This is a genomic window from Pseudomonas fluorescens (genome assembly GCF_000968015.1).
Classification (GTDB): Bacteria; Pseudomonadota; Gammaproteobacteria; order Pseudomonadales; family Pseudomonadaceae; genus Aquipseudomonas; species Aquipseudomonas fluorescens_W.
This window is the reverse complement of record NZ_LACH01000055.1, coordinates 41,713-62,351: the sequence shown is the minus strand read 5'-3', so window position 1 is coordinate 62,351 and position 20,639 is coordinate 41,713. Positions and strand designations below refer to the sequence as shown.

The following is a 20,639-nucleotide window of genomic DNA, read 5'->3' as shown; positions in this document are numbered from 1 at the left end:
CACGCAGGAGCCGATCAAAGGTAAAAAATTCCGCCTGTAGGTTTCTTCCATCACTAATTTCTTCACAAGCTGTAAGACGAGTCTTAACTTAATTGAAAGATTTGCCAAATCAAAATTCTGTCAATAGTGCATCTGATACGCTCGAAATAAAGCAATCAGAAAACAGGATGTACCCCGCATGGCTAATCACGGATACATGAGAATCACCGGCAAACGCCAAGGTTTAATTTCCGCCGGGTGCTCCGGTGTGGAATCTATAGGGAGTAAATGTCAAATCGCCCATAAAGACGAGATCATGATTCTGGCGTATTCGCACAACATGATTACAGGTAACGACGGTGGAGTTTCAGGTGGTCGCGGCAAACATCTGCCGATCATGATTACGAAGAACATCGATAAATCTTCACCTTTGTTGGCTAGTGCACTCCATGAAAGGGAGGACATTGAGTGCACTATCTTTTTCTATAGAACATCTCCGGCGGGCGGCCAAGATAAATATTATAAAATACAACTCACCGGGGCGAAAATCGCGCACATCAACCTTCAAGTTCCTCATGCCATACATATGAATGATGCAGAACCTCAAGAGATGGTATCCATCCGATATCGTGATATCACTTGGACGCACGTTCAGGCGGGAACGTGTGCTTACAGTACGTGGGGAATTGAGGATGAATGATGATTCCTGTGATATTCATGACGTGACTAAAGCTGCGTCCGATCTTGTGGCGTTCGGGTGCACTATCGGCGCTACGCAGCTGTACGATAGTTTTTTGCAGCTTCAATTTAGTTCGATCGTTTCATCTTTTGCTAACGAAATTATCCAAGCGGTTGATGAAGGCTTGATCAGCGCACGACAGGGTTTGCAAGAGATCAGAGACGAGTATGCCGAATTATCATCCAAAGCGATGTTTTACACTCAAAATGGCATTGGGATTTTAGCGGGAGCAATTCAGATTCAAACCGGGGCTTCATCACTCGGAAACTCAAGAGGCATTAAATTAACCAGTGGGTTAACCTACATTGCGCATGGCGCAAATAACATTTATGAAAGCGCAGGAAATATATACAACGGACCTGACGCACCCAGCACAGTAGGGCCAGTTAGAAGAACATATCAACATCTAGCCAAAAACACTAAAACCGGAAACACTATCTATTATTCTGTGGACTTAGGGCTATCAGCTTTCGGCGTAATGAGTCTAGTGCGTAAAACTGATACGCTTGAACTTTTCAGGAAAGACCCTATCAACTATGAACGAGCATACAGACAAATGGGAAAACTGGCACTGGCCTTTGAAGCATTGATCGATACAATCACAATAAAAAACATAGTAGAAGAAACAGATTTAGAATGAACCACATCATCAAGCACATCACTTTCTTCGACGCAGCCTCATTATATAAATGCATAAGCAGGCAAAAACCAACATAAAAATAGCCGCACTAACGACAAACGAAAGACTGCCTTGCAGCGAAAATGCTTGATCAATTTGTAGAACGATAACAGCAGTCCAGAACAAAGAACCGACAAAAGCGCCAAAATATGCAACCCAAGCAGAGTCTCTTTCGGGACTAAGATCGCGCCCAAGTGAAACATCAATATAACCGGGAGAACAGTAATAAAAGTTAACAAACAACAAAATAACAAAAAAAGCACCTAGCACCAACCAATAACAAACCCCAATTAAAGGGACCACTATCTCTATTAACCACGTAAGTAATAACGCATAAAACATCGAAAGCATAACAGCTAGTGAATCCGAAATTAAAACGGTAAAAAAAACCCGCAACCGCATTATTGCCCCCTCATACAGCCTGATAGTTTTTTGAGCTTCGATACAATTAGCGCACACACCCAAAATTATAACCACACCATTAATATGGCTCACTCTAACAAACGACACAAACGAGCGACGATCCGAAAAGCCTTACACATCATTTCTTTTTTTCTTACGTATTTTTCCCAACGATCCAGAAGCAACTCACCAAAAAACCAGGGCTATAGAGGGTCTTCAAAATCGGAAGCTTGTAGATTTAGCTGAGTAATAGAAATATTTTTGGAGTGTCGTGAAAATAAAAAGTCCGAAACCTGAACGGGAGTCGGACTTTTATCAATCGCAGAAAATCAAGTTGAACGATGCCAGAGTTCATCGCTATCAGAAGTTAGCCGGCGTATTCGCACTAATAATCTCCGCCTCATCCGCCCCAATATTCCGAAACCGATGCGGCAACGTCGTCGGAAAGTAATACCCATCCCCAGCATTCAACACACTAATCTGCCCATCAACCGTCAACTCAACCGTCCCCCGCGTAACAAGCCCACACTCCTCCCCTTCCGAGTGCACAATCGGCTCTTCCCCCGAACTCGCCCCTGGCGCGTATTGCTCGCGCAGCAACCGCATCTGCCGACTCGGCACCGAAGCGCCAATCAGCAGCAACCGCAGCCCATGACGCCCGAGATCCGGCTGTTCATTGGCGCGGAACACGTATTGATGCTCACGCGGCGGCTGGTCGAAGGTAAAGAAGTCCGCCAAAGACATAGGAATGCCTTCGAGCAGTTTTTTGAGGGAGCTGACGGAGGGACTGACGCGATTTTGTTCGATCAGGGAGATGGTGGCATTGGTGACGCCGCTACGCCGGGCCAGCTCGCGCTGGGAGAGTTTGTAGCTTTCGCGTACTAATTTGAGTCGTGAGCCCGTGTCCATGACAGCCTTATGCGAAGAATACTTAAGGGTTATGGGGGTGGATGGCGGGCGACTTTTGGCCGCGAAAAACACCGCTTCCCTGTCCCGGAAATTTGAAAGGCGGGTATTAAATCACGTTTGGTGGTGTTGCTCAGCAGGTTCGATAAATGGTTGGGTAAAAAGGTTGTTTTGTCCTGAAATCGGGTGGTTTGGCCTTGAAAAGTATAAGTACGGTTGCTGGGTGTCAGATGGGATTGATGGCGACTGGTATGGCCTCATCGCGAGCAGGCTCGCTCCTACAGGGGATCTGTGACGACCACAAAATCTGTGATCGGCCTGGACCAACCTGTGGGAGTGAGCTTGCTCGCGATGGCGGTGTGTCAGGCGACATTGATGGCGACTGATATGGCCTCATCGCGAGCAAGCTCGCTCCCACAGGGGTTGCGGTGGGGTTAGATGCCGAAACGGTCTCGCAGCGCGTAGTACGCGGCGCCCATGGCGGTGAGGGGGGCCTGGAAGGTGCGGCCGCCGATCATCGGCATGTGCGGGAGCGAAGCGAACGCATCGAAGCGTTCGGCGTCGCCGCGGATCATTTCCGAGATGAGTTTGCCGGCCAAGTGCGAGCAGGTGACGCCGTGTCCGCTGTAGCCTTGCATGTAGTAGGCGTTTTTCTCGATACGGCCGAATTGCGGCATGCGTGACATGGTCAGCAGGAAGTTGCCGGTCCAGCGGTAGTCGATTTTCACGTCCTTCAGTTGCGGGAAGGTCTTGAGGATCTTCGGCTTGATCAGTTGTTCAATGTCGTCCGGTTCGCGGGCGCCGTAGACCACGCCGCCGCCATACAGCAGGCGGTTGTCGGCGGTGAGGCGGTAGTAGTCGAGCAGGTAGTTGCAGTCTTCGACGCAGTAGTTGTTTTTGATCAGGCTGCGCGCAACCTTTTCGGACAACGGTTCGGTGACGACGATTTGCGAGCCGCACGGCATGCTTTTGCGCGTGACGCGGTTGTCGAGGTCTTGTGGCAGGTAGGCGTTGCCGGCGATCAGCAGGTATTTGGCGCGGACCACGCCTTTGGCGGTGCGCACGGTAATTGGTTCGCCGTAGGTGATTTCCACTGCGGCGGATTGCTCGTAGATTTTGCCGCCCAGGCCGATGATGGCCGAGGCTTCGCCGAGGGCCAGGTTCAGCGGGTGGATGTGGCCGCCCTGCAGGTCGAGCAGGCCGCCGACGTAGTTGTCGCAACCCACTTCGCGTTTGATGTCCGCCGCGTCGAGCATTTTCAGGTTTTTGTTGCCGTAGCGTTCCCAGCTGCTTTTCTGCTCGGCCAGGCCTTTGAGCTGCTTCTTGTTCAGCGCGGCGAAGATGCCGCCCGGGCGGTAGTCGCACTGGATGTCGTAGTGTTGTATGCGCTGACGGATGATGTCGGCGCCTTCGAAAATCATGCTGCCGAGGACTTCGGCGGTTTTGTCGCCGTAGCGTTCTTCGATGACATCGACGTCGCGGCTGTAGGAGTTGACCAGTTGACCGCCGTTGCGACCGCTGGCGCCGAAACCGACTTTGGCGGCTTCGAGCACGGTCACGCTGTAACCGGCTTCAGCGAGGAACAGGGCCGAGGACAAACCGGTGTAGCCGGCGCCGATGATGCAGACGTCGCAGTCCACCGCTTGTTCGAGCACCGGGAAGTCGCCGGTGAAGTTGCGGGTGGCGGCGTAGTAGCTGTTTACATGTGTTTGCTTCATAAAATTCTCCGATGGCCGCTGGCATGTGCCGGCGGCCGCCGTTGTAGAGGTGTTAGAGCTTGATCCAGGTCGCTTTGAGTTCGGTGTATTTGTCGAACGCGTGCAGCGATTTGTCCCGACCGTTACCCGACTGCTTGTACCCGCCGAACGGCGCGGTCATGTCGCCGCCGTCGTACTGGTTGACCCAGACGCTGCCGGCACGCAAGCCGCGCGCGAAGGTGTGGGCCTTGCTCAGGTTGCTGGTCCACACGCCTGCGGCGAGGCCGAAGATGCTGTCGTTGGCAATCGCCAGCGCTTCTTCCTCGGTGTCGAAGGTGATCAGCGACAGCACCGGACCAAAGATTTCTTCGCGGGCGATGGTCATGGCGTTGGTCACGCCGTCAAAGATCGCCGGTTCCACGTACAGGCCACCGGTGGCTTCTAGGGTGCGGCTGCCGCCGGCGATCAGTTGCGCGCCCTGGTCTTTACCGACCTGGATGTAGCGCAGCACGTTTTCCAATTGACGCTGATCGACGACCGCGCCGACGGTGGTTTCCGGATCGAGGGCATGCCCCGGTTTCCAGGCTTGCAGTGCTTCAACCAGCAGTGGGATGAATTGCTCGCGGATCGAACGCTCCACCAGCAAGCGCGAACCGGCTGTGCAGACTTCGCCCTGGTTGAAGGCAATCGCACCGGCCGCCGCTTGTGCTGCCGCGCGCAGATCCGGCGCGTCGGCGAACACCACGTTCGGGCTCTTCCCCCCTGCTTCGAGCCAGACGCGTTTCATGTTGCTTTGCCCGGAATAGATCAGCAGTTGCTTGGCAATCGCGGTCGAGCCGGTGAAGGCCAACACGTCGACGTCCATGTGCAACGCCAGCGCCTTGCCGACGGTGTGACCGTAGCCCGGCAAGACGTTGAACACGCCTTTAGGGATGCCGGCGTCCAGCGCCAATTGCGCGATGCGGATCGCGGTCAGTGGCGACTTTTCCGAAGGCTTGAGGATGAACGAGTTGCCGGCCGCGAGGGCTGGGGCGAACTTCCAGCTGGCCATGATCAACGGGAAGTTCCACGGCACGATGGCGGCGACAACACCGGCAGGTTCGCGGGTGATGAGGCCGAGTTGGTCGTGCGGGGTGGCGGCGACTTCGTCGTAGATCTTGTCGATGGCTTCGGCGCTCCAGCGGATCGCGTTGGCGGTCGCCGGGATGTCGATGTTCATCGAGTCGTTGATCGGCTTGCCCATGTCGAGGGTTTCGAGCAGGGCGAGTTCTTCCTGGTTGGCCAGGATGAGGTCGGCGAAGCGAATCAGGATGCGCTTGCGCTCGGCCGGAGCGAGGTTGGCCCAGATGCCGGATTCGAAGGTGCGGCGCGCGACGGCGACTGCCGCATTGGCGTCGGCTTCGTCGGTGCTGGCGACGTTGGCCAGGAAGCGGCCGTCGACCGGGCTCATGCATTCAAAGGTGTCGCCGCTGAGTGCCGGGCAGTACTGGCCGTCGATGAATGCGCGGCCTTCGAGTGTTAGGGACTGGAAGCGTTGCTCCCAGTCGCTGCGAGTGTTTGTCATGGTTGTGACTCGACGCAGAGGAATAAGTAGTGGGACTGAATGCCGCTCAACCAGAGTGTTGAAATGCAGCCCCCTGTAGGAGCGAGCCTGCTCGCGATGGCGGCAGCACAGTCAACATTGGTGTTGTATGACACACCGCTATCGCGAGCAGGCTCACTCCTACAGTTGATCGGTGTTGTTCACCTTAGACGGTGTGCAGGTACCAGTTGTACTCAAGGTCGGAGATGGAGTTCTCGAACTCGGCCAGCTCGCTTTCCTTGCACGCCACGAACACGTCGATGTACATCGGGTCGATGTAACGGGCCATGACTTCGCTGTCGTCCAGCTCACGCAGTGCATCGCGCAGGTTGTTCGGCAGGCTCTGCTCGTTCTGCTCGTAGCTGTTGCCTTCGACAGGTGCGCCCGGCTCGATTTCGTTGGTCAGGCCGTGGTGAATACCGGCCAGGACCGACGCCATCAGCAAGTACGGGTTGGCATCGGCGCCCGCTACGCGGTGCTCGATGCGCACGGAGTCCGGCGAACCGGTTGGCACACGCACTGCAACGGTACGGTTGTCGATGCCCCAGCTCGGCGAGTTCGGCACGTAGAACTGCGCGCCGAAACGACGGTACGAGTTGACGTTCGGGCAGAGGAACGCCATCTGCGCCGGCAGGGTCTCGAGCACACCGCCGATCGCGTGTCGCAGCGCGGCGTTCTGCTCGGGATCCTCGCTGGCAAAGATGTTGTTGCCTTCTTTGTCGAGAATCGAAATGTGCACGTGCAAACCGTTACCCGCCTGGCCCGGATACGGCTTGGCCATAAACGTGGTGTCCATCTCGTGGTCGTAGGCGATGTTTTTCACCAGACGCTTGAGCAACACCGCGTAGTCGCAGGCCTTGATCGGGTCGTTGACGTGATGCAGGTTCACTTCGAACTGCGCCGGGGCGCTTTCCTTGACGATGGCGTCGGCCGGGATGCCCTGCTCTTTCGCGCCTTCGAGGATGTCTTGCAGGCAATCGACGTATTCGTCGAGGTCGTCGATCAAATACACCTGGGTCGACATCGGACGTTTGCCGGAGACCGGCGAGCGTGGCGATTGCGGACGACCGTTCACGTTGTCCTGGTCGATCAGATAGAACTCGAGTTCGAACGCGGCGCAGATGGTCAGGCCCATGTCATCGAACTTGCTCACGACCTGACGCAGCACTTCGCGAGGGTCAGCGAAGAACGGCTGGCCTTCGAGTTCGTGCATGGTCATTAACAGTTGCGCGGTCGGGCGCTTCTGCCAAGGCTCGATGCTGAGCGTATCCGGGATGGGGAAGCAGATTCGGTCTGAGTCACCGATGTCCAGACCCAGGCCGGTGCTTTCCACCGTAGAACCGTTGATGTCCAGAGCAAATAGCGACGCCGGGAGGTTGATGCCTTTTTCGTAAACCTTATGAAGACTGGTGCGCTCGATGCGCTTGCCGCGCACCACACCGTTCATATCCGCAATCAGAAGGTCGACGTACAAAACCTCAGGATATTTCTTAAGGAATGCGTTTGCTTCGTTGAGTTGAACGGTACGCAGAGGGACCGACATGATGCACCTATTAGCTGTTAATTATTATGTTCACTACCTTGTTGCGAGCCCAGTCAACCCGAACGGCAAAGTGAAGTCAATAGCGAACACTTGACCTCTCAACCTTTATTTTCGGGCCTTTCTTGGGCACGAGAGTGCCAGATCAGTCCTGCACACCGTGTAAATCCTGAAGATCAGACGTATGGCGTTTAGAATTTTTTACATGAGAGTTGTTAATTAAAATCAACAAGGCTAAGCTCCGGAAAAGCTCGTTCAAGTGTGAAACTTCGAGGTGATAAAAATGGCATTCAAGCCATTGATCGGCGTTACTGCGTGCGTCAAACAGATTGGCCTGCACCCCTACCATGTCAGCGGCGACAAGTACTTGCGTGCTGTCAGCGTCGCGGCTTTGGGGCTGCCGGTTGTCATTCCTTCTTTAGGCGATCTGACCGAAATCGATGACCTGCTCGCGCAGCTCGACGGTCTGCTGCTGACCGGCTCGCCCTCGAATGTGGAACCTTTCCACTATCAAGGCCCCGACAGCGCCCCCGGCACGGATCACGATCCGCAACGGGACGCCACCACCCTCCCCTTATTGCGTGCGGCCATTGCGGCGGGCGTTCCGGTGCTCGGCATCTGCCGGGGCTTTCAGGAAATGAACGTGGCGTTCGGCGGCAGCCTGCATCAGAAGGTCCACGAACTCCCCGGCATGCTGGATCACCGGGAAGCGAATCATCCAGACCTGGCGGTGCAATACGCACCGGCTCACGCGGTCGACGTGCAACCGGGCGGTGTGTTCGAGGCGCTGGATTTGCCGCAGGTGTTCCAGGTCAATTCGATTCACAGCCAAGGCATCAACCGACTGGCGCCCGGCCTGCGTGCGGAAGCGATTGCGCCGGACGGTTTGATCGAGGCGATCTCGGTGGAACACAGCCCGACCTTCGCCGTCGGTGTGCAGTGGCACCCGGAATGGCAGGTTCTGTCGAATCCGCCCTACTTGAGTATTTTCCAGGCGTTTGGCGATGCGTGCCGGCGACGGGCCGCGCTGCGTAACAAGCGCTGACTTAACACTCGATTAATCAATTTACTGCCCCGTGAGTCAGGCGGGCGTGCCTTTGCGCGCCGGTCCCTCACGACAACAACACACTGCAATAACAACAAGTACTACCAGGCAGCCAGGACGGCGGCGCCGAATAAGCCCAAGGCGGGCGATGCCAGTGAGTCAAACGCAATACCCCTGTAGGAGTGAGACCGGCTTGCCGGCGATTGCAATGTGTCATGCGACATCAATGTTGACTGATCCACCGCTATCGCGAGCAGGCTCACTCCTACAGGGGGCACTGCCGAACTCACTGGCACCGTACAGCCCCGGGCTTGCAATCAACTATTAAGTCAGGCCGCGTTGGCCCGACGACTGAAACCTGTTGGGAGTTTCACATGGCAAACGCCTCCAGCATCTACAGGAAGGCTCTTGAAGGTCACCAGTCACCGAAAAAGGTGCTGGTGAAAGTCGACCGCGTCACCAAGAAATTCGACGAAACCACCGCAGTGGACGATGTCTCGCTTGAGATCCATCAAGGGGAAATCTTCGCCCTGCTCGGCGGTTCCGGTTCCGGCAAATCGACACTGCTGCGCATGCTCGCCGGCTTCGAGCGCCCGACCGAAGGGCGGATTCTGCTCGACGGTGTCGACATCACCGACATGCCGCCGTACGAACGGCCGATCAATATGATGTTCCAGTCCTACGCGCTGTTCCCGCACATGACGGTGGCGCAGAACATCGCCTTCGGCCTGAAGCAGGATCGTCTGTCCAACAGCGAAATCGACGCCCGCGTTGAAGAGATGCTGCGACTGGTACACATGACCCAATACGCCAAGCGTAAACCGCATCAGTTGTCCGGTGGTCAGCGTCAGCGTGTGGCGCTCGCTCGCTCCCTGGCCAAGCGTCCGAAGCTGTTGCTGCTCGACGAACCGATGGGTGCTCTGGACAAGAAGCTGCGTTCGCAAATGCAGCTTGAGCTTGTCGAGATCATCGAGCGGGTCGGCGTGACCTGCGTGATGGTGACCCACGACCAGGAAGAGGCCATGACCATGGCCCAACGCATCGCGATCATGCACCTCGGCTGGATCGCGCAGATCGGCAGCCCGGTGGACATTTATGAAGCGCCGGTCAGCCGCATGGTCTGCGAATTCATCGGCAACGTGAACGCCTTCGACGGTACCGTGGTCGAGGACCTTGAAGGGCACGCGATCATTCACAGCCCGGACCTGGAGCAGAAGATTTACGTCGGCCACGGCGTCAGCACCTCGGTGCAAGACAAGTCGATCACCTACGCCATCCGCCCGGAAAAACTGCTGGTCAGCACTACCAAACCGGATACCCGCTACAACTGGTCCAGCGGCAAGGTGCATGACATTGCCTACCTCGGCGGTCACTCGGTGTTTTACGTGGAACTGCCTGGCGGCAAGGTCGTGCAGTCGTTCATGGCCAACGCCGAACGCCGTGGTTCACGTCCGACCTGGGACGACAAGGTCTACGTGTGGTGGGAAGACGACAGCGGCGTGGTACTGCGCTCATGAAAACACTCAATCAGCAGTTTATGCGGCTGATGCCGAGTGGTCGAAAGCTCGTCATCGGGGTTCCTTTCCTGTGGCTGTGCCTGTTTTTCCTGTTGCCGTTCTTCCTGGTGATGAAGATCAGCTTCTCGGAAGCGGCCCTGGCCATTCCTCCTTACTCAGAAATCTACACCTTCGCCGAGCAGAAATTTCAGCTGCTGTTGAACCTCGGCAACTACTCGCTGCTGACTCAGGATGAGTTGTACATCTCGGCCTACTTCGGCTCGTTGAAGGTCGCGTTTTTAAGCACGCTGATGTGCCTGGTGATCGGTTTCCCGATGGCCTACGCGATCACCAAGGCAAGCAAGGAAACGCAGAACGTTCTGCTGTTGCTGATCATGATGCCGACCTGGACGGCGATCCTGATCCGCGTCTATGCGTGGATGGGCATCCTCAGCAACAACGGCTTGCTCAACGCGTTCCTGATGTGGACCGGGCTGACCGACCACCCGATCGAGATCCTCAACACCAACACCGCTGTGTATATCGGCGTGGTGTATGCGTATCTGCCGTTCATGGTGCTGCCGCTGTACGCCAACCTGGTCAAGCACGACGGCAGCTTGCTGGAAGCCGCGTCGGACCTGGGTTCGAGCAACTTCAACAACTTCTGGAAAATCACCGTGCCGCTGGCCAAGAACGGGATCATCGCCGGTTGCATGCTGGTGTTCATTCCGGTGGTGGGTGAGTTCGTGATTCCGGAACTGTTGGGCGGCCCGGAGACCCTGATGATCGGTCGCGTGCTGTGGCAAGAGTTCTTCAATAACCGCGACTGGCCGGTGGCGTCCGCCCTGGCGGTGGTGATGCTGTTGATCCTGATTGTGCCGATTCTGCTGTTCAACCGCAGCCAGGCCAAAGAGATGGAGGCACGGGGATGAAACGCTTCGGATTTTCAAAGTTCATGCTGATTTTCGGCTTGTCGTTTATCTACCTGCCGATGTTGATTCTGGTGATCTACTCGTTCAACGCCTCGAAATTGGTGACGGTGTGGGGCGGCTGGTCGGTGAAGTGGTATGTCGGCCTGGCCGACAACTCGCAACTGATGGGTTCGGTGGTGCGCTCGCTGGAAATCGCCTGCTACACCGCGATAGCTGCGGTAGCGCTGGGGACGTTGGCAGCGTTTGTGCTGACTCGCGTCACGCGCTTCAAGGGCCGCACGCTGTTCGGTGGTTTGGTGACGGCGCCGCTGGTGATGCCGGAAGTGATCACCGGTCTGTCGCTGTTGCTGCTGTTCGTGGCGATGGCGCAGTTGATTGGCTGGCCGCAGGAACGTGGGTTGGTGACGATCTGGATCGCCCACACCACCTTCTGCGCGGCGTATGTGGCGGTGGTAGTGTCGGCGCGTTTGCGTGAGCTGGACCTGTCCATCGAAGAAGCGGCCATGGACCTCGGGGCGAAGCCGTTCAAGGTGTTTTTCCTGATCACCATTCCGATGATCGCGCCGTCACTGGCGGCCGGCGGCATGATGTCGTTTGCCTTGTCGCTGGATGACCTGGTACTGGCGAGCTTCGTGTCCGGCCCGGGTTCCACGACCCTGCCGATGGAAGTGTTCTCGGCGGTGCGTCTGGGCGTGAAGCCTGAGATCAATGCCGTGGCCAGTCTGATTCTGTTGGCGGTATCGATCGTGACGTTCATGGTCTGGTTCTTCAGCCGCCGCGCCGAAGCCACCCGTAAACGTGCGATTCAGGAAGCGATGGACCAGACCGCCAGCGAATCCTGGCAGCAACCTAAAAAGCAAATGGTAGAAGCGACGGCCTAGGCTGTTGAGTTAACTGTGGCGAGGGGATTCTGTGGTGAGGGGATTTATCCCCGTTGGGTCGCGAAGCGGCCCCAAAACCTGCAACCAAGGTGTGTCAGGCACACCGCGTGTGATGGTTTTACGACTGCTTCGCAGCCGAACGGGGATAAATCCCCTCGCCACAAATTAATCTCATCTTCAAAGAAAAATCCCCTCACTACAGGTAAGTCCCCGTACTACAGGGTTGTGTGTTCACTGCATTTTTGCTGTGTGATTTTGAATAAAAAGAGAAATGGAGTTGTACCGATGAAAATGTTTGGCAGGACTCTGCTGACACTGTCCTTATTGGGCGCAATGGCTACGGGCGCCCAGGCCAATGACAAGGTACTGCGCGTCTACAATTGGTCGGATTACATCGCCCCGGACACCGTCAAGAAGTTCGAAGACGAGACCGGCATCCGCGTGACCTACGACGTGTTCGACAGCAATGAAACCCTTGAGGCACGGCTGCTCGCCGGCAAATCCGGCTACGACATCGTCGTGCCGTCCAACAGTTTCCTGGCCAAGCAGATCAAGGCGGGCGTCTATCAGGAACTGGACAAGTCGAAGCTGCCGAACTGGAAAAACCTCAACCCGGTCCTGCTGAAAAATGCTTCTGCCAGCGACCCGGATAACGGCCATGCCTTCCCGTACATGTGGGGCTCGATCGGCATCGGCTTCAACCCGGAGAAGGTCAAGGAAGTGCTCGGCAGCAACGCCCCGACCAACTCCTGGGACTTGCTGTTCAAACCGGAAAACGCCGCCAAGCTGAAAGCGTGCGGCATCAGTTTCCTTGATTCGCCGACCGAGATGCTCCCGGCCGCCCTGCACTACCTGGGTTACCCGGTGAACTCGCAGAACAAGGAGCAGATCGCCGAAGCTGAAGCGCTGTTCATGAAGATTCGTCCGTCGGTGGCGTATTTCCATTCGTCGAAATACATCTCGGACCTGGCCAACGGCAACATCTGCGTGGCGGTCGGTTACTCCGGTGACGTGCTGCAAGCCAAGGCGCGCGCCCAAGAGGCGGGCGATAAGGTGAAGGTCGACTACAGCATTCCCAAGGAAGGCGCGGGCAGTTTCTACGACATGGTCGCGATCCCTCGGGACGCGGCGAACGTGGAAAACGCTTACCTGTTCATGAACTTCCTGATGCGTCCGGACATCATCGCCGAGATCACCAACAACATCGGCTACAGCAACGCCAACGCGGCGGCCACACCGTTGGTGGATGAAGCGATTCGGGATGATCCGGGGTCGTATCCGTCGCAGGCTGTGATGGCGACGTTGTATGCCATTCCGGATATGCCGATCGGCGTTCAGCGGGTGATGACCCGAGGATGGACGCGGGTGAAGCTCGGCAAGTAATTCACTCAAGGCCGCCATCGCGAGCAAGCTCGCTCCCACAGGGGATCAGCGTCCACCACAGATCACTGTGGGAGCGAGCTTGCTCGCGATGAGGCCATGACATTCAACATAGATATCAGTTCTAACCGTTTCCGTTCACGCAGCGCCTTACCACCGCTGCACGCCTATCTGCAGAACGGCCTCACCTGGCTTCCTCGGTTAAGGTGAATTTGGGCGCCCTCCTCGGGCGCCTTTTTTTATGATGAAACGAGCGGCCACTCGGCCAGCGCTCGGTAACGGCCCTTATGGGATTCGAACAGGGTGAAGTGATCGGCCCGCAGATAGAACTCGGGCGGCGTCGCGGACTCGGGCACCGGCACTCGGTAATCACGCATCAGCGTCAGATGCGGCCGAAACTCCTTCTTCGGCGAATCCTCAAACCCGAACGGCAGCATGGCCTGCTCAAGCGCATACACCAGCCGCAGCAACTCCGGTGATGCCTGCTCCGGAGCGAGCACCAACACCCCTGCCCTGCGCCAGACATCCAATCGATCAAGCGCCACCCTCAAAGGCACACCCGGTGTTCGAATATTGGCGGCGGCCGTGCAGATATCGGCAATCTGCGCCACCTCGACAGCGCCCAAAAACATCAACGTCAGATGAAAGTTTTCCACCGGCACCGGACGTCCGCTCCTGAGCCCAAGTGCGCTGCGCCATTGGGCAATGGCCCGACGTTGCTCGGGCGTGCAGTTCAAGGCAAAAAACAGTCGTTTTAACGGCTCACGGGATTCGTCGCTCATCGCTGGCACCTCCTGACATCCAAGTTATAGTTCATGCAAACGATTCAACTGGAGGGGCCATGCGCGAGATCATCAGCAAGGAACCATGGTGGGCCGTGCCACCGAAACCCGGTCAGGACGAGTCCGAGCTGGAATGGGGCTGGCTGGTTCATTACAACGAAGGTGAGCCGCGCTTCGAGTTCATCAAAGAGCGGCCGACGGACAGCGAGATTCGTAATCGCAAGAGTTGCAGGATCACCCCGACGCCGGAGTGATCCTGTCGTTTATTTCAGGCTTTTACGATCATTTCGAACCCGCCAAAGATCAGCCTTTGACCATCGAACGGCATCGGGTTGACGTCCTGCTGCATGCGCGGATCGTTCATGATTTTTTCCATGCCTGCATCGCGGGTGGGCTTGTCGGGCCAGATGATCCAGGAAAACACCACGGTTTCGTCTTCCTTGAGTTTTACTGCCATCGGAAACGAGGTCACTTTACCGTCAGGGACGTCGTCGCCCCAGCATTCGGCGACGCTGAGGGCGCCGCTTTCCTTGAAAAGGTCAGCGGCGGTTTCGGCGTGTTTCTTGAATTTTTCGCGGTTGGCGGTGGGTACGGCTGCGATGAAGCCATCAACGTAAGACATGGTCATTCTCCTGCTGTGGGTAGAGGGTCGTTCTGCTGGTTAGTCGATTCCTTCGGCCCCCAATCGACAGATCCGCTTCCCGAACTGACCGACGGTACTTCGGCGCTCCCCGCCAGATTGCCCTCGATCTGCGCCGCCATGTACAACGTACCGGCCATCACACCGGTGGTCGGGTTTTGCACCAGCTTCAGCCAGGCCTTGTCGAACGTGTTACCCAGACTGCTGCGAATCAGTGCCTCGCTGTCAGGCCGGTCATTGGCCTGGATAAGCGCGCGAATCCCCGCCACCCCCACGGTAATCAATCCCCCGGCCAATTTGCCCGCTGCGGCGGCCACTGCACTGGCCGCCCCTCGCGGGGCCATTTCGGCCTCCATCCGTTGGCTGGCGCGTTTGGCCACCGGCGCCATGGCGGTGTCTGTCGAACCCACCCCCTTGTCACCGCCCGCCTTGTGGATCTTCTCGATCAGCGCCGCGTAGGCCGGCAAGGTGTTCAGCGGCTGGGTATGAACCACTTGATACAGCGACGCGTCCCGGGCCGGCGGAGGCCCGAGGGCGATGGCGGGGATTTTCTGGATCCGCCCGTTGAGCTGAGCCATCGGCACGCCGTGACGCTGGGAGATTTTCTGCAGTTCTTCCTGAAGAATGTCCACGTAGAACGCCGTCGCCTGGCCAAGAATCGCGTCAGGATCGATTTCCACCGCGACTGGCGCCAGCACACGCTGTTGGTATTGCTCCAGCAGATACGCCGCCAAGCGCTTGGCCGAGGCATCTTGCTCGCCCTTGGCGCTGATCGTGTACCAGCTGACCTTCATCGACAGCCATTCCTGGGTCCAGTAACTGCTGAACCACGGAATGAAGTTCTCTTCGGTCAGTTGATAGACCCGCGTTCGCCAGTAATCCATGGCACCGCGCGCGTAGATTTTGGTCTGCTCGGTGGCCGATTGCGACGCCGCGACAATCTCCTGATCCACCATCTGCCAGGTGCTTTGGGAAATAATCACCGGCACCACTTGCACCGGCGCACGCACAGGCGTGGCGCATCCCGCCAGCACCACCAACAGAGCGACGATCAGCGAACGCACGTTCAAGATCGCGGTTCCTACAGACTTGCCCGAACGGGATGTCCGGTGTTCAAAGGCCTATTAATTTGAGTATAGGTGTCGGTGTTTGTTCGATTGGGGTTGAGTGTTCTTCAGGCCGCCTTCGCGAGCAAGCTCGCTCCCACAGTTCAGCGGCTACCCCCGGTCCAATGTGGGAGCGAGCTTGCTCGCGAAGGGGCCCTAAATAACACCCAAAAACTGTCCATCACTTATGTCGATATTCACCATCGCCGCGAATGCCTTTCGCTCAAAAACCGTCAGCGTAGGATCAGCCTTAACCCAACGCAAAACCCCGCATCGGAGGGGCGAATCATGATTATCCATCTCCTGACCTGCCTGGCCCTGACGGCCGTCACACTGAGCGTTTTTTCCTGGTACGTCCTGTCTGAGGAGCGCACGTCATGATTCACTCCGTGACCCTGGCCGTAAGCTTTGCGGTGTTCGGCAATAACTACTATTCCCAATCCTTCGTTTCCCGCAAAACGTTCGAACTGGTGTTCGACAAAAACTTCGAGGCGTTGCTGATGCCCTCCGCCGCCAATCACTTCAACAATGAGGTGATCGGGCTCAATGATCAGTTCCGGTTCCTGAGCGATGTGCTGGAAGAGCACCTGCTGGCGACTGAGCTCGCCGCTACCGCCCGCCGGAATCAATACTTCTGAGTAGTTGACCCAAACCCTCGGCAAAACAGGTCGGTGTACTCAAGGAAAAGCGCTCAAGCAGACGACGGTTGTCGGCGCGCGAATGTTTGATATCACCGGAACGCGGCACGTCGTGGTTCAACGTCACGGGGCGTCCCAGGAGTTCACTTAACGTCGCCACCAGTTCGTTAACGCTGGTGGATCGGTTAAACCCGACATTGACCGGTTCGATAATCGGCTTTGACTCAGCGACCGCCTGTACCAGGACCTTTACGAGGTCATTGACGTAAACAAAGTCCCTTGTTTGCTCCCCATCACCGTAAACCGTGATGGGGAGTTTTTTTTGCGCCCTCTCGCTGAAAATGCTGATGACACCGGAATAAGGCGATGAAGGGTCCTGACGGGGTCCGTAGATATTGAAAAACCGCAGAATGACCGGTTCAAGACCATGCTGGCGTCGGTAGAAATCAAGGAAGTGTTCGCTGGCCAGCTTGTCGGCGGCATACGGGGTCAGTGGATTCTTGGGCGTGTCCTCGGTAATCGCCATACCCTCGCCATTGTTGCCATAGATCGCCGCACTGGACGCGTAAACCACCCGTCTTACACCAGCCTGGCGCATGGCTTCGCAGATATTCAGCGTGCCGACGAAATTGCTTCGGTGAGTCGCGACCGGGTCATCGACCGACGCCTGCACCGAGGCCACCGCCGCCAGATGCACCACCGCGTTGCAGTCTTTCATCGCCCGCTCCACCGTCGGCGCGTCGGCGACATCCCCCACCACCAGGGTCAAATGGCAGCGATCAATCGGCAAGTTCGACAATTTTCCACTGGAAAGATCGTCCAGAACCCGAACGCTATAACCGCTTTCAAGCAGTGCTTCGACCAGGTGCGAACCGATGAAACCGGCACCGCCCGTCACAAGAATTCGATCTGCAGTCATGATTTATTTACTCCCCGGTGCAGTGGTGGGTGTTCGATCCATTGCAATGAAGTCGCCTAATTGCTCAATGAGTTCACGGCTGTTACTGAGCATTTGTTGCCAGTCGGTGGGAAAGCGCACATTCAACGGCAGTTGATCGATTCTCCAGCGCGGCGACAGGGGGCGATCAAACCGAGCGGCGACCTGTAAACCCATCTCGCTGGCAGCGAACGGCCCACGCAACACCGTCGGCGTGCGACCGGCGCTGTCGACGGCTTGGACAACGTGGGCCGGCAACCACTCGCCATCGGGCATGCGCACGCGCAGCGGTTGGCCAATCGCGGCGTAGCTGATGTTCAGCGGTTCCAGATAAATCCACAGCAGAGGCTCTTCCAGCCGTTCAAGGCGCATCAACAGCGTACCGGCACCGACGTTTTCGCCGGGCGTGACCAACACCTCCGCAATTCGACCGCTCTGCGCAGCCTTGACCGACAACGCGGCGAGGCGTGTCTTCAACCATTGTTGCTCGGCGGTCTGTTGAATAATCTCGCGCTCAACGCTCAACGGCGACTGACGAGCCAGCTGTTCGCGGCGCTCGAACGCCAACAGGTCGGCTTTAAAAGCGTCGAGTTCGGACTGCGCGGCCAGCACTTCTCCACGAGAGACGGCGCCTGATGTGACGAGGTCTTCAAGCACCTGCACGCGCTCCTCCGTCCTGCTCACTCGGGTCCTGAGCAACTGACGCTCCCTGGTGTCCAGTTTGGTGTTGATGGCGGGCAACGTTTTGGTCGGCATCGCGGCGAGCTGCGAGAGCCGCGCACGCCATTCGGGATTGTCGAGACTGACCAATGGTTGATCGATCTGGACCTGCTCCCCGGCCATGACGAACAGCTGATCGACCCGCCCGGCATCCCGCGCGCGCACCTCAAGAATCGGCAGGCGCAATTGCGCCGGTGCGTCGATCATCAACATGCCGTAAGCCAGCTTCCCTCCCAGCCAGATCAAGGGACTCGCGACCAGGAACAGGATCAAATACCAACGAACGCGAAACGCCATGCGTTTGCCCGGCGCGTAGAGCACCGTCAAACCTTGTTCCTGGGTGGGGTTCAGTTCTTTGCGACTATCGAATCGAATCTTCATGACGGCTCACCGTTTTGGAAAGTCTCGCCAGGCTTGCCAGTCAATGCCGGCAATTCCCCGTGGTTGCAGCTGTTCGCGCCAGACACTGGTCTGGTGCTGCAACTGCTCAGGTGACGCGCCGGCCCAGGATTCAGTGGCATCCAGTTGCGGCTCCGTGCTTTGCGCCAGGCGAAATTGCAGATCGGGCCAGCGTTGAGCGATCTGCTCTGCCATTCGTGCGCTGTTTTTCGGGTTGCGGGTGTAGATCATCAGGCTGACCTGACGCACACCCGCCTCGGGAAGCGCGCACGGCAGGCAGGTTTTTCCGGGTTTTGCCTCTGCAAACCAACGATGATGGCTGGAGATTTCTACCGGCCAGGGGCTGGCTGCGGAGGCGGCGCGCAAGGTATCGAGCAAATCCTTCAAGCGCTGATCCGGGACCGGCACGCCCAGTTGTTCGAGTTCCAGGTCCAGGTGCAGGCTGGTGAATGAAAGCCCCTTCAGCTTCGCCAACAAGTCGGTGAGCTGATGGCGTTCCTGCGGCTCGATCCAGGCCGGATCGCCGAGCAACAGGCTGACTTTCACCCCCTTGCCGGCCGCGTCTTGCAGCAATTGCTCCAGCCGTTGGCGCGTCGTGGCGAGGTCTTTCAACTGTGAGGACTTGAGGCCAAGGTAGATTTTGTCCATCCCGGCCTTGCGCAGTTGCTCGAGCTCCGCCTTGCGTTGATCGGGATCGAGCAACGCTTCGCTGTCCCAGACATAACTGGCCTGGGACCATTGGCTCGACGGCGCCCCCACCGCTTGAGCCGAAAGGGGTTGTGCGGCCAGTATCGTGGGGGGCAACGACAGCGTCAGCAGCAGAAGTATCGATCGCATCATCAAAACCTCGTGGCTCGTTTAAGCACCCACCACGGTGCCATAGAGCTTTCTTCGTGGCCCCGGCGAAAGATCTCGTTGAGCATGGCCACTGCGCTCCAGCACCGCAGGAGTAGCATGAACAGCGGGAAGAAAGGCACCAACAACCCCAGGGTCATGTCCTTTGCAGGTCGGTCGGAGACCATCAACAACATGGCGCCGAACAACAGCGCCGTGATCGTCAGGTACAGCGCATAGATCAGTACGAACAGAAACAACAGCGTCTTGCCCGGCAGAACAAATAACGCCAGCAAGGTGTAGCTGAAGATGAGGAACGGCAGCACCAGCTGAAAAAAGAAGCCGCTGAGCAGGATCATCAGAAAGGTCGGCCAGCCCAACAAGCTGGGGTTGATGTTGTGGTTGTGCTTTCTGATGTAGAGAAAAAACAGGTCGCCATCCCAGCGCAAGCGCTGCATCAGAAACTGACTGAGCGTCGACGGTGCATCGGTGTGTCCAATCGCTTCCGGCTCGAAGGGAATCCTCAAGTCGTGTCGCTTGAAGTAACTTTTGATGCGCAACGTCAGGTCCAGATCCTCCGCGGTGTGCGTGTTCCAGCCACCGATTTTCACCAGAAAGCTGCGGCGGAATGCCCCGAAGGCCCCCGAGACGTTATTGACCAGGTTCCATTCGGCCAGACCGATTTTCGACATGTGGATGGATAACAGGTATTCCAGCGCCTGCATCGCGGTCACCCAGGAAGCCCAGACATTGCGCACTCGCAGGCTACCGGCGACCGCAGGGACCGACGGGTCCTCGAAATGGCGCACGATGGAGCTGACCATGTTGTTGTCGAAGGACGTGTCACCATCAAGCGCCATCACGATTTCACCGCTGGCAAGCGACAGGCCGGCGTTCAACGATGACACCCGCCCGCCCCTCTGCCATTTGGCGATCGGGCGCAAATGGCGTCTGGGGTACAACTGCGGATCCACGCTGAAACTGCGCACGGCGCTGAGCGTCGGCTGGTTCACCGTGGCCCCGTCCACCACCGGAATCATCTCGATGTGGCCGGGGTACGTCTGCTCGCACAGGCTTAACAGCGTGGTCTGAACATCCATCCCCTCGCTGTAGCAGGTAATGATGCAAGAGACCCTTGGCCGATAGACGCTGATCTTCGGCACACGGGTGCGCCGACGTGTGAACCAGCGCAACACACCCAGCATCACCATGATCATCAGGGGTAATTCAAAGATCAGAAACAAGGGGAAAAGCATGAAAAACAACCGGCTCAAACCATCCGGCCCCATGATCCCGCTGAGTGCGTTATAGAGTTGCTCCATTAA

21 protein-coding genes are annotated in these 20,639 nt (G+C 57.2%); 9 read left to right on the top strand and 12 right to left on the bottom strand.

Features of this window, described 5'->3' with window-relative positions; genetic code table 11:
- The first annotated feature begins 178 nt into the window (after positions 1-178).
- Together VD17_RS23600 and VD17_RS23595 are read left to right on the top strand one after the other, a co-directional pair.
- A complete protein-coding gene (locus VD17_RS23600) occupies positions 179-679 on the top strand; it encodes an Hcp family type VI secretion system effector (protein WP_046055909.1) in 501 nt (166 codons plus the stop codon).
- The gene (locus tag VD17_RS23595; protein WP_046055908.1) at positions 672-1,358 is read left to right on the top strand and encodes a DUF4225 domain-containing protein; all 687 of its coding nucleotides are present in this window, start codon (positions 672-674) and stop codon (positions 1,356-1,358) included. The genes VD17_RS23600 and VD17_RS23595 overlap by 8 nt, the downstream gene beginning before the upstream one ends.
- Before the next feature lie 18 nt (positions 1,359-1,376).
- Here VD17_RS23595 and VD17_RS32295 read toward each other — a convergent pair whose 3' ends face one another.
- The 5 genes from VD17_RS32295 to VD17_RS23575 all read right to left on the bottom strand — a co-directional run bounded on the left by VD17_RS32295 (position 1,377) and on the right by VD17_RS23575 (position 7,527).
- Positions 1,377-1,892, bottom strand: a complete 516-nt coding sequence (locus VD17_RS32295; RefSeq protein WP_185753202.1) for a hypothetical protein — start codon at positions 1,890-1,892, stop codon at positions 1,377-1,379.
- A 267-nt stretch (positions 1,893-2,159) separates the two neighbouring features.
- Complete coding sequence (locus VD17_RS23590; protein WP_007895886.1) at positions 2,160-2,708, bottom strand: cupin domain-containing protein; 549 nt, start codon at positions 2,706-2,708, stop codon at positions 2,160-2,162.
- 431 nt (positions 2,709-3,139) lie between these two features.
- The gene (locus VD17_RS23585; RefSeq protein ID WP_046055907.1) at positions 3,140-4,423 is read right to left on the bottom strand and encodes an NAD(P)/FAD-dependent oxidoreductase; all 1,284 of its coding nucleotides are present in this window, start codon (positions 4,421-4,423) and stop codon (positions 3,140-3,142) included.
- A 52-nt stretch (positions 4,424-4,475) separates the two neighbouring features.
- A complete protein-coding gene (locus tag VD17_RS23580) occupies positions 4,476-5,966 on the bottom strand; it encodes an aldehyde dehydrogenase (RefSeq protein ID WP_046055906.1) in 1,491 nt (496 codons plus the stop codon).
- 184 nt (positions 5,967-6,150) lie between these two features.
- Positions 6,151-7,527 carry a glutamine synthetase family protein gene (locus VD17_RS23575; protein WP_033056466.1) on the bottom strand — a complete coding sequence of 459 codons (1,377 nt, stop codon included), beginning with the start codon at positions 7,525-7,527 and terminating at the stop codon, positions 6,151-6,153.
- A gap of 280 nt (positions 7,528-7,807) precedes the next feature.
- Between VD17_RS23575 and VD17_RS23570 the strand changes: the two genes are divergently transcribed.
- The 5 genes from VD17_RS23570 (at position 7,808) to VD17_RS23550 (ending at position 13,261) form a co-directional block, all read left to right on the top strand.
- On the top strand, positions 7,808-8,569 hold the full coding sequence (locus tag VD17_RS23570) for a gamma-glutamyl-gamma-aminobutyrate hydrolase family protein (protein WP_046055905.1): 762 nt from the start codon (positions 7,808-7,810) through the stop codon (positions 8,567-8,569).
- 374 nt (positions 8,570-8,943) lie between these two features.
- A complete protein-coding gene (gene potA / locus VD17_RS23565) occupies positions 8,944-10,086 on the top strand; it encodes a polyamine ABC transporter ATP-binding protein (protein WP_046055904.1) in 1,143 nt (380 codons plus the stop codon).
- Between the two features lie 29 nt (positions 10,087-10,115).
- Positions 10,116-10,997 (top strand): ABC transporter permease subunit, encoded by an 882-nt coding sequence (locus tag VD17_RS23560; RefSeq protein ID WP_185753205.1) that lies wholly within the window; start codon positions 10,116-10,118, stop codon positions 10,995-10,997.
- A complete protein-coding gene (locus VD17_RS23555) occupies positions 10,994-11,878 on the top strand; it encodes an ABC transporter permease subunit (RefSeq protein ID WP_046055902.1) in 885 nt (294 codons plus the stop codon). Before VD17_RS23560 ends, VD17_RS23555 begins: the two co-directional genes overlap by 4 nt.
- A 285-nt stretch (positions 11,879-12,163) precedes the next feature.
- Entirely contained in the window at positions 12,164-13,261 is a 1,098-nt protein-coding gene (locus VD17_RS23550; protein ID WP_046055901.1) for a polyamine ABC transporter substrate-binding protein, read from the top strand.
- A 236-nt stretch (positions 13,262-13,497) separates the two neighbouring features.
- Here VD17_RS23550 and thpR read toward each other — a convergent pair whose 3' ends face one another.
- The gene (gene thpR / locus VD17_RS23545; protein ID WP_046055900.1) at positions 13,498-14,040 is read right to left on the bottom strand and encodes an RNA 2',3'-cyclic phosphodiesterase; all 543 of its coding nucleotides are present in this window, start codon (positions 14,038-14,040) and stop codon (positions 13,498-13,500) included.
- A 59-nt stretch (positions 14,041-14,099) separates the two neighbouring features.
- On the opposite strand from thpR, the gene VD17_RS23540 reads away from it, so the two are divergent.
- Complete coding sequence (locus tag VD17_RS23540) at positions 14,100-14,294, top strand: hypothetical protein (protein WP_033056474.1); 195 nt, start codon at positions 14,100-14,102, stop codon at positions 14,292-14,294.
- A 14-nt stretch (positions 14,295-14,308) separates the two neighbouring features.
- On the opposite strand, the gene VD17_RS23535 is transcribed toward VD17_RS23540, so the two are convergent.
- The gene (locus VD17_RS23535) at positions 14,309-14,662 is read right to left on the bottom strand and encodes a DUF1428 domain-containing protein (RefSeq protein ID WP_046055899.1); all 354 of its coding nucleotides are present in this window, start codon (positions 14,660-14,662) and stop codon (positions 14,309-14,311) included.
- A gap of 2 nt (positions 14,663-14,664) precedes the next feature.
- Complete coding sequence (locus VD17_RS23530; protein WP_046055898.1) at positions 14,665-15,750, bottom strand: lipoprotein; 1,086 nt, start codon at positions 15,748-15,750, stop codon at positions 14,665-14,667.
- Positions 15,751-16,163: 413 nt separating this feature from the next.
- On the opposite strand from VD17_RS23530, the gene VD17_RS23520 reads away from it, so the two are divergent.
- A complete protein-coding gene (locus VD17_RS23520) occupies positions 16,164-16,424 on the top strand; it encodes a hypothetical protein (protein WP_046055896.1) in 261 nt (86 codons plus the stop codon).
- On the opposite strand, the gene VD17_RS23515 is transcribed toward VD17_RS23520, so the two are convergent.
- From VD17_RS23515 to VD17_RS23500, 4 genes are read right to left on the bottom strand one after another with little or no spacing between them, the layout of a single operon-like run.
- Positions 16,396-17,343, bottom strand: a complete 948-nt coding sequence (locus tag VD17_RS23515; RefSeq protein ID WP_046055895.1) for an NAD-dependent epimerase/dehydratase family protein — start codon at positions 17,341-17,343, stop codon at positions 16,396-16,398. The genes VD17_RS23520 and VD17_RS23515 overlap by 29 nt on opposite strands.
- 3 nt (positions 17,344-17,346) lie before the next feature.
- Positions 17,347-18,462 carry an HlyD family secretion protein gene (locus tag VD17_RS23510; RefSeq protein ID WP_046055894.1) on the bottom strand — a complete coding sequence of 372 codons (1,116 nt, stop codon included), beginning with the start codon at positions 18,460-18,462 and terminating at the stop codon, positions 17,347-17,349.
- 6 nt (positions 18,463-18,468) lie between these two features.
- Complete coding sequence (locus VD17_RS23505) at positions 18,469-19,320, bottom strand: hypothetical protein (RefSeq protein WP_185753201.1); 852 nt, start codon at positions 19,318-19,320, stop codon at positions 18,469-18,471.
- On the bottom strand, positions 19,320-20,636 hold the full coding sequence (locus VD17_RS23500) for a glycosyltransferase family 2 protein (RefSeq protein WP_080932061.1): 1,317 nt from the start codon (positions 20,634-20,636) through the stop codon (positions 19,320-19,322). The genes VD17_RS23505 and VD17_RS23500 overlap by 1 nt, the downstream gene beginning before the upstream one ends.
- Between the last annotated feature and the right edge of the window lie 3 nt (positions 20,637-20,639).

Excerpts from the sequence above, each read along its gene's own strand:
- VD17_RS23600 (WP_046055909.1), top strand. The coding sequence starts at position 179 with ATGGCTAATCACGGATACATGAGAATCACCGGCAAACGCCAAGGTTTA.
- VD17_RS23595 (WP_046055908.1), top strand. The coding sequence starts at position 672 with ATGAATGATGATTCCTGTGATATTCATGACGTGACTAAAGCTGCGTCC.
- VD17_RS23590 (WP_007895886.1), bottom strand. The coding sequence starts at position 2,708 with ATGGACACGGGCTCACGACTCAAATTAGTACGCGAAAGCTACAAACTC.
- VD17_RS23585 (WP_046055907.1), bottom strand. The coding sequence starts at position 4,423 with ATGAAGCAAACACATGTAAACAGCTACTACGCCGCCACCCGCAACTTC.
- VD17_RS23580 (WP_046055906.1), bottom strand. The coding sequence starts at position 5,966 with ATGACAAACACTCGCAGCGACTGGGAGCAACGCTTCCAGTCCCTAACA.
- VD17_RS23575 (WP_033056466.1), bottom strand. The coding sequence starts at position 7,527 with ATGTCGGTCCCTCTGCGTACCGTTCAACTCAACGAAGCAAACGCATTC.
- VD17_RS23570 (WP_046055905.1), top strand. The coding sequence starts at position 7,808 with ATGGCATTCAAGCCATTGATCGGCGTTACTGCGTGCGTCAAACAGATT.
- potA (WP_046055904.1), top strand. The coding sequence starts at position 8,944 with ATGGCAAACGCCTCCAGCATCTACAGGAAGGCTCTTGAAGGTCACCAG.
- VD17_RS23560 (WP_185753205.1), top strand. The coding sequence starts at position 10,116 with ATGCCGAGTGGTCGAAAGCTCGTCATCGGGGTTCCTTTCCTGTGGCTG.
- VD17_RS23555 (WP_046055902.1), top strand. The coding sequence starts at position 10,994 with ATGAAACGCTTCGGATTTTCAAAGTTCATGCTGATTTTCGGCTTGTCG.
- VD17_RS23550 (WP_046055901.1), top strand. The coding sequence starts at position 12,164 with ATGAAAATGTTTGGCAGGACTCTGCTGACACTGTCCTTATTGGGCGCA.
- thpR (WP_046055900.1), bottom strand. The coding sequence starts at position 14,040 with ATGAGCGACGAATCCCGTGAGCCGTTAAAACGACTGTTTTTTGCCTTG.
- VD17_RS23540 (WP_033056474.1), top strand. The coding sequence starts at position 14,100 with ATGCGCGAGATCATCAGCAAGGAACCATGGTGGGCCGTGCCACCGAAA.
- VD17_RS23535 (WP_046055899.1), bottom strand. The coding sequence starts at position 14,662 with ATGTCTTACGTTGATGGCTTCATCGCAGCCGTACCCACCGCCAACCGC.
- VD17_RS23520 (WP_046055896.1), top strand. The coding sequence starts at position 16,164 with ATGATTCACTCCGTGACCCTGGCCGTAAGCTTTGCGGTGTTCGGCAAT.
- VD17_RS23515 (WP_046055895.1), bottom strand. The coding sequence starts at position 17,343 with ATGACTGCAGATCGAATTCTTGTGACGGGCGGTGCCGGTTTCATCGGT.
- VD17_RS23510 (WP_046055894.1), bottom strand. The coding sequence starts at position 18,462 with ATGAAGATTCGATTCGATAGTCGCAAAGAACTGAACCCCACCCAGGAA.
- VD17_RS23505 (WP_185753201.1), bottom strand. The coding sequence starts at position 19,320 with ATGATGCGATCGATACTTCTGCTGCTGACGCTGTCGTTGCCCCCCACG.
- VD17_RS23500 (WP_080932061.1), bottom strand. The coding sequence starts at position 20,636 with ATGGAGCAACTCTATAACGCACTCAGCGGGATCATGGGGCCGGATGGT.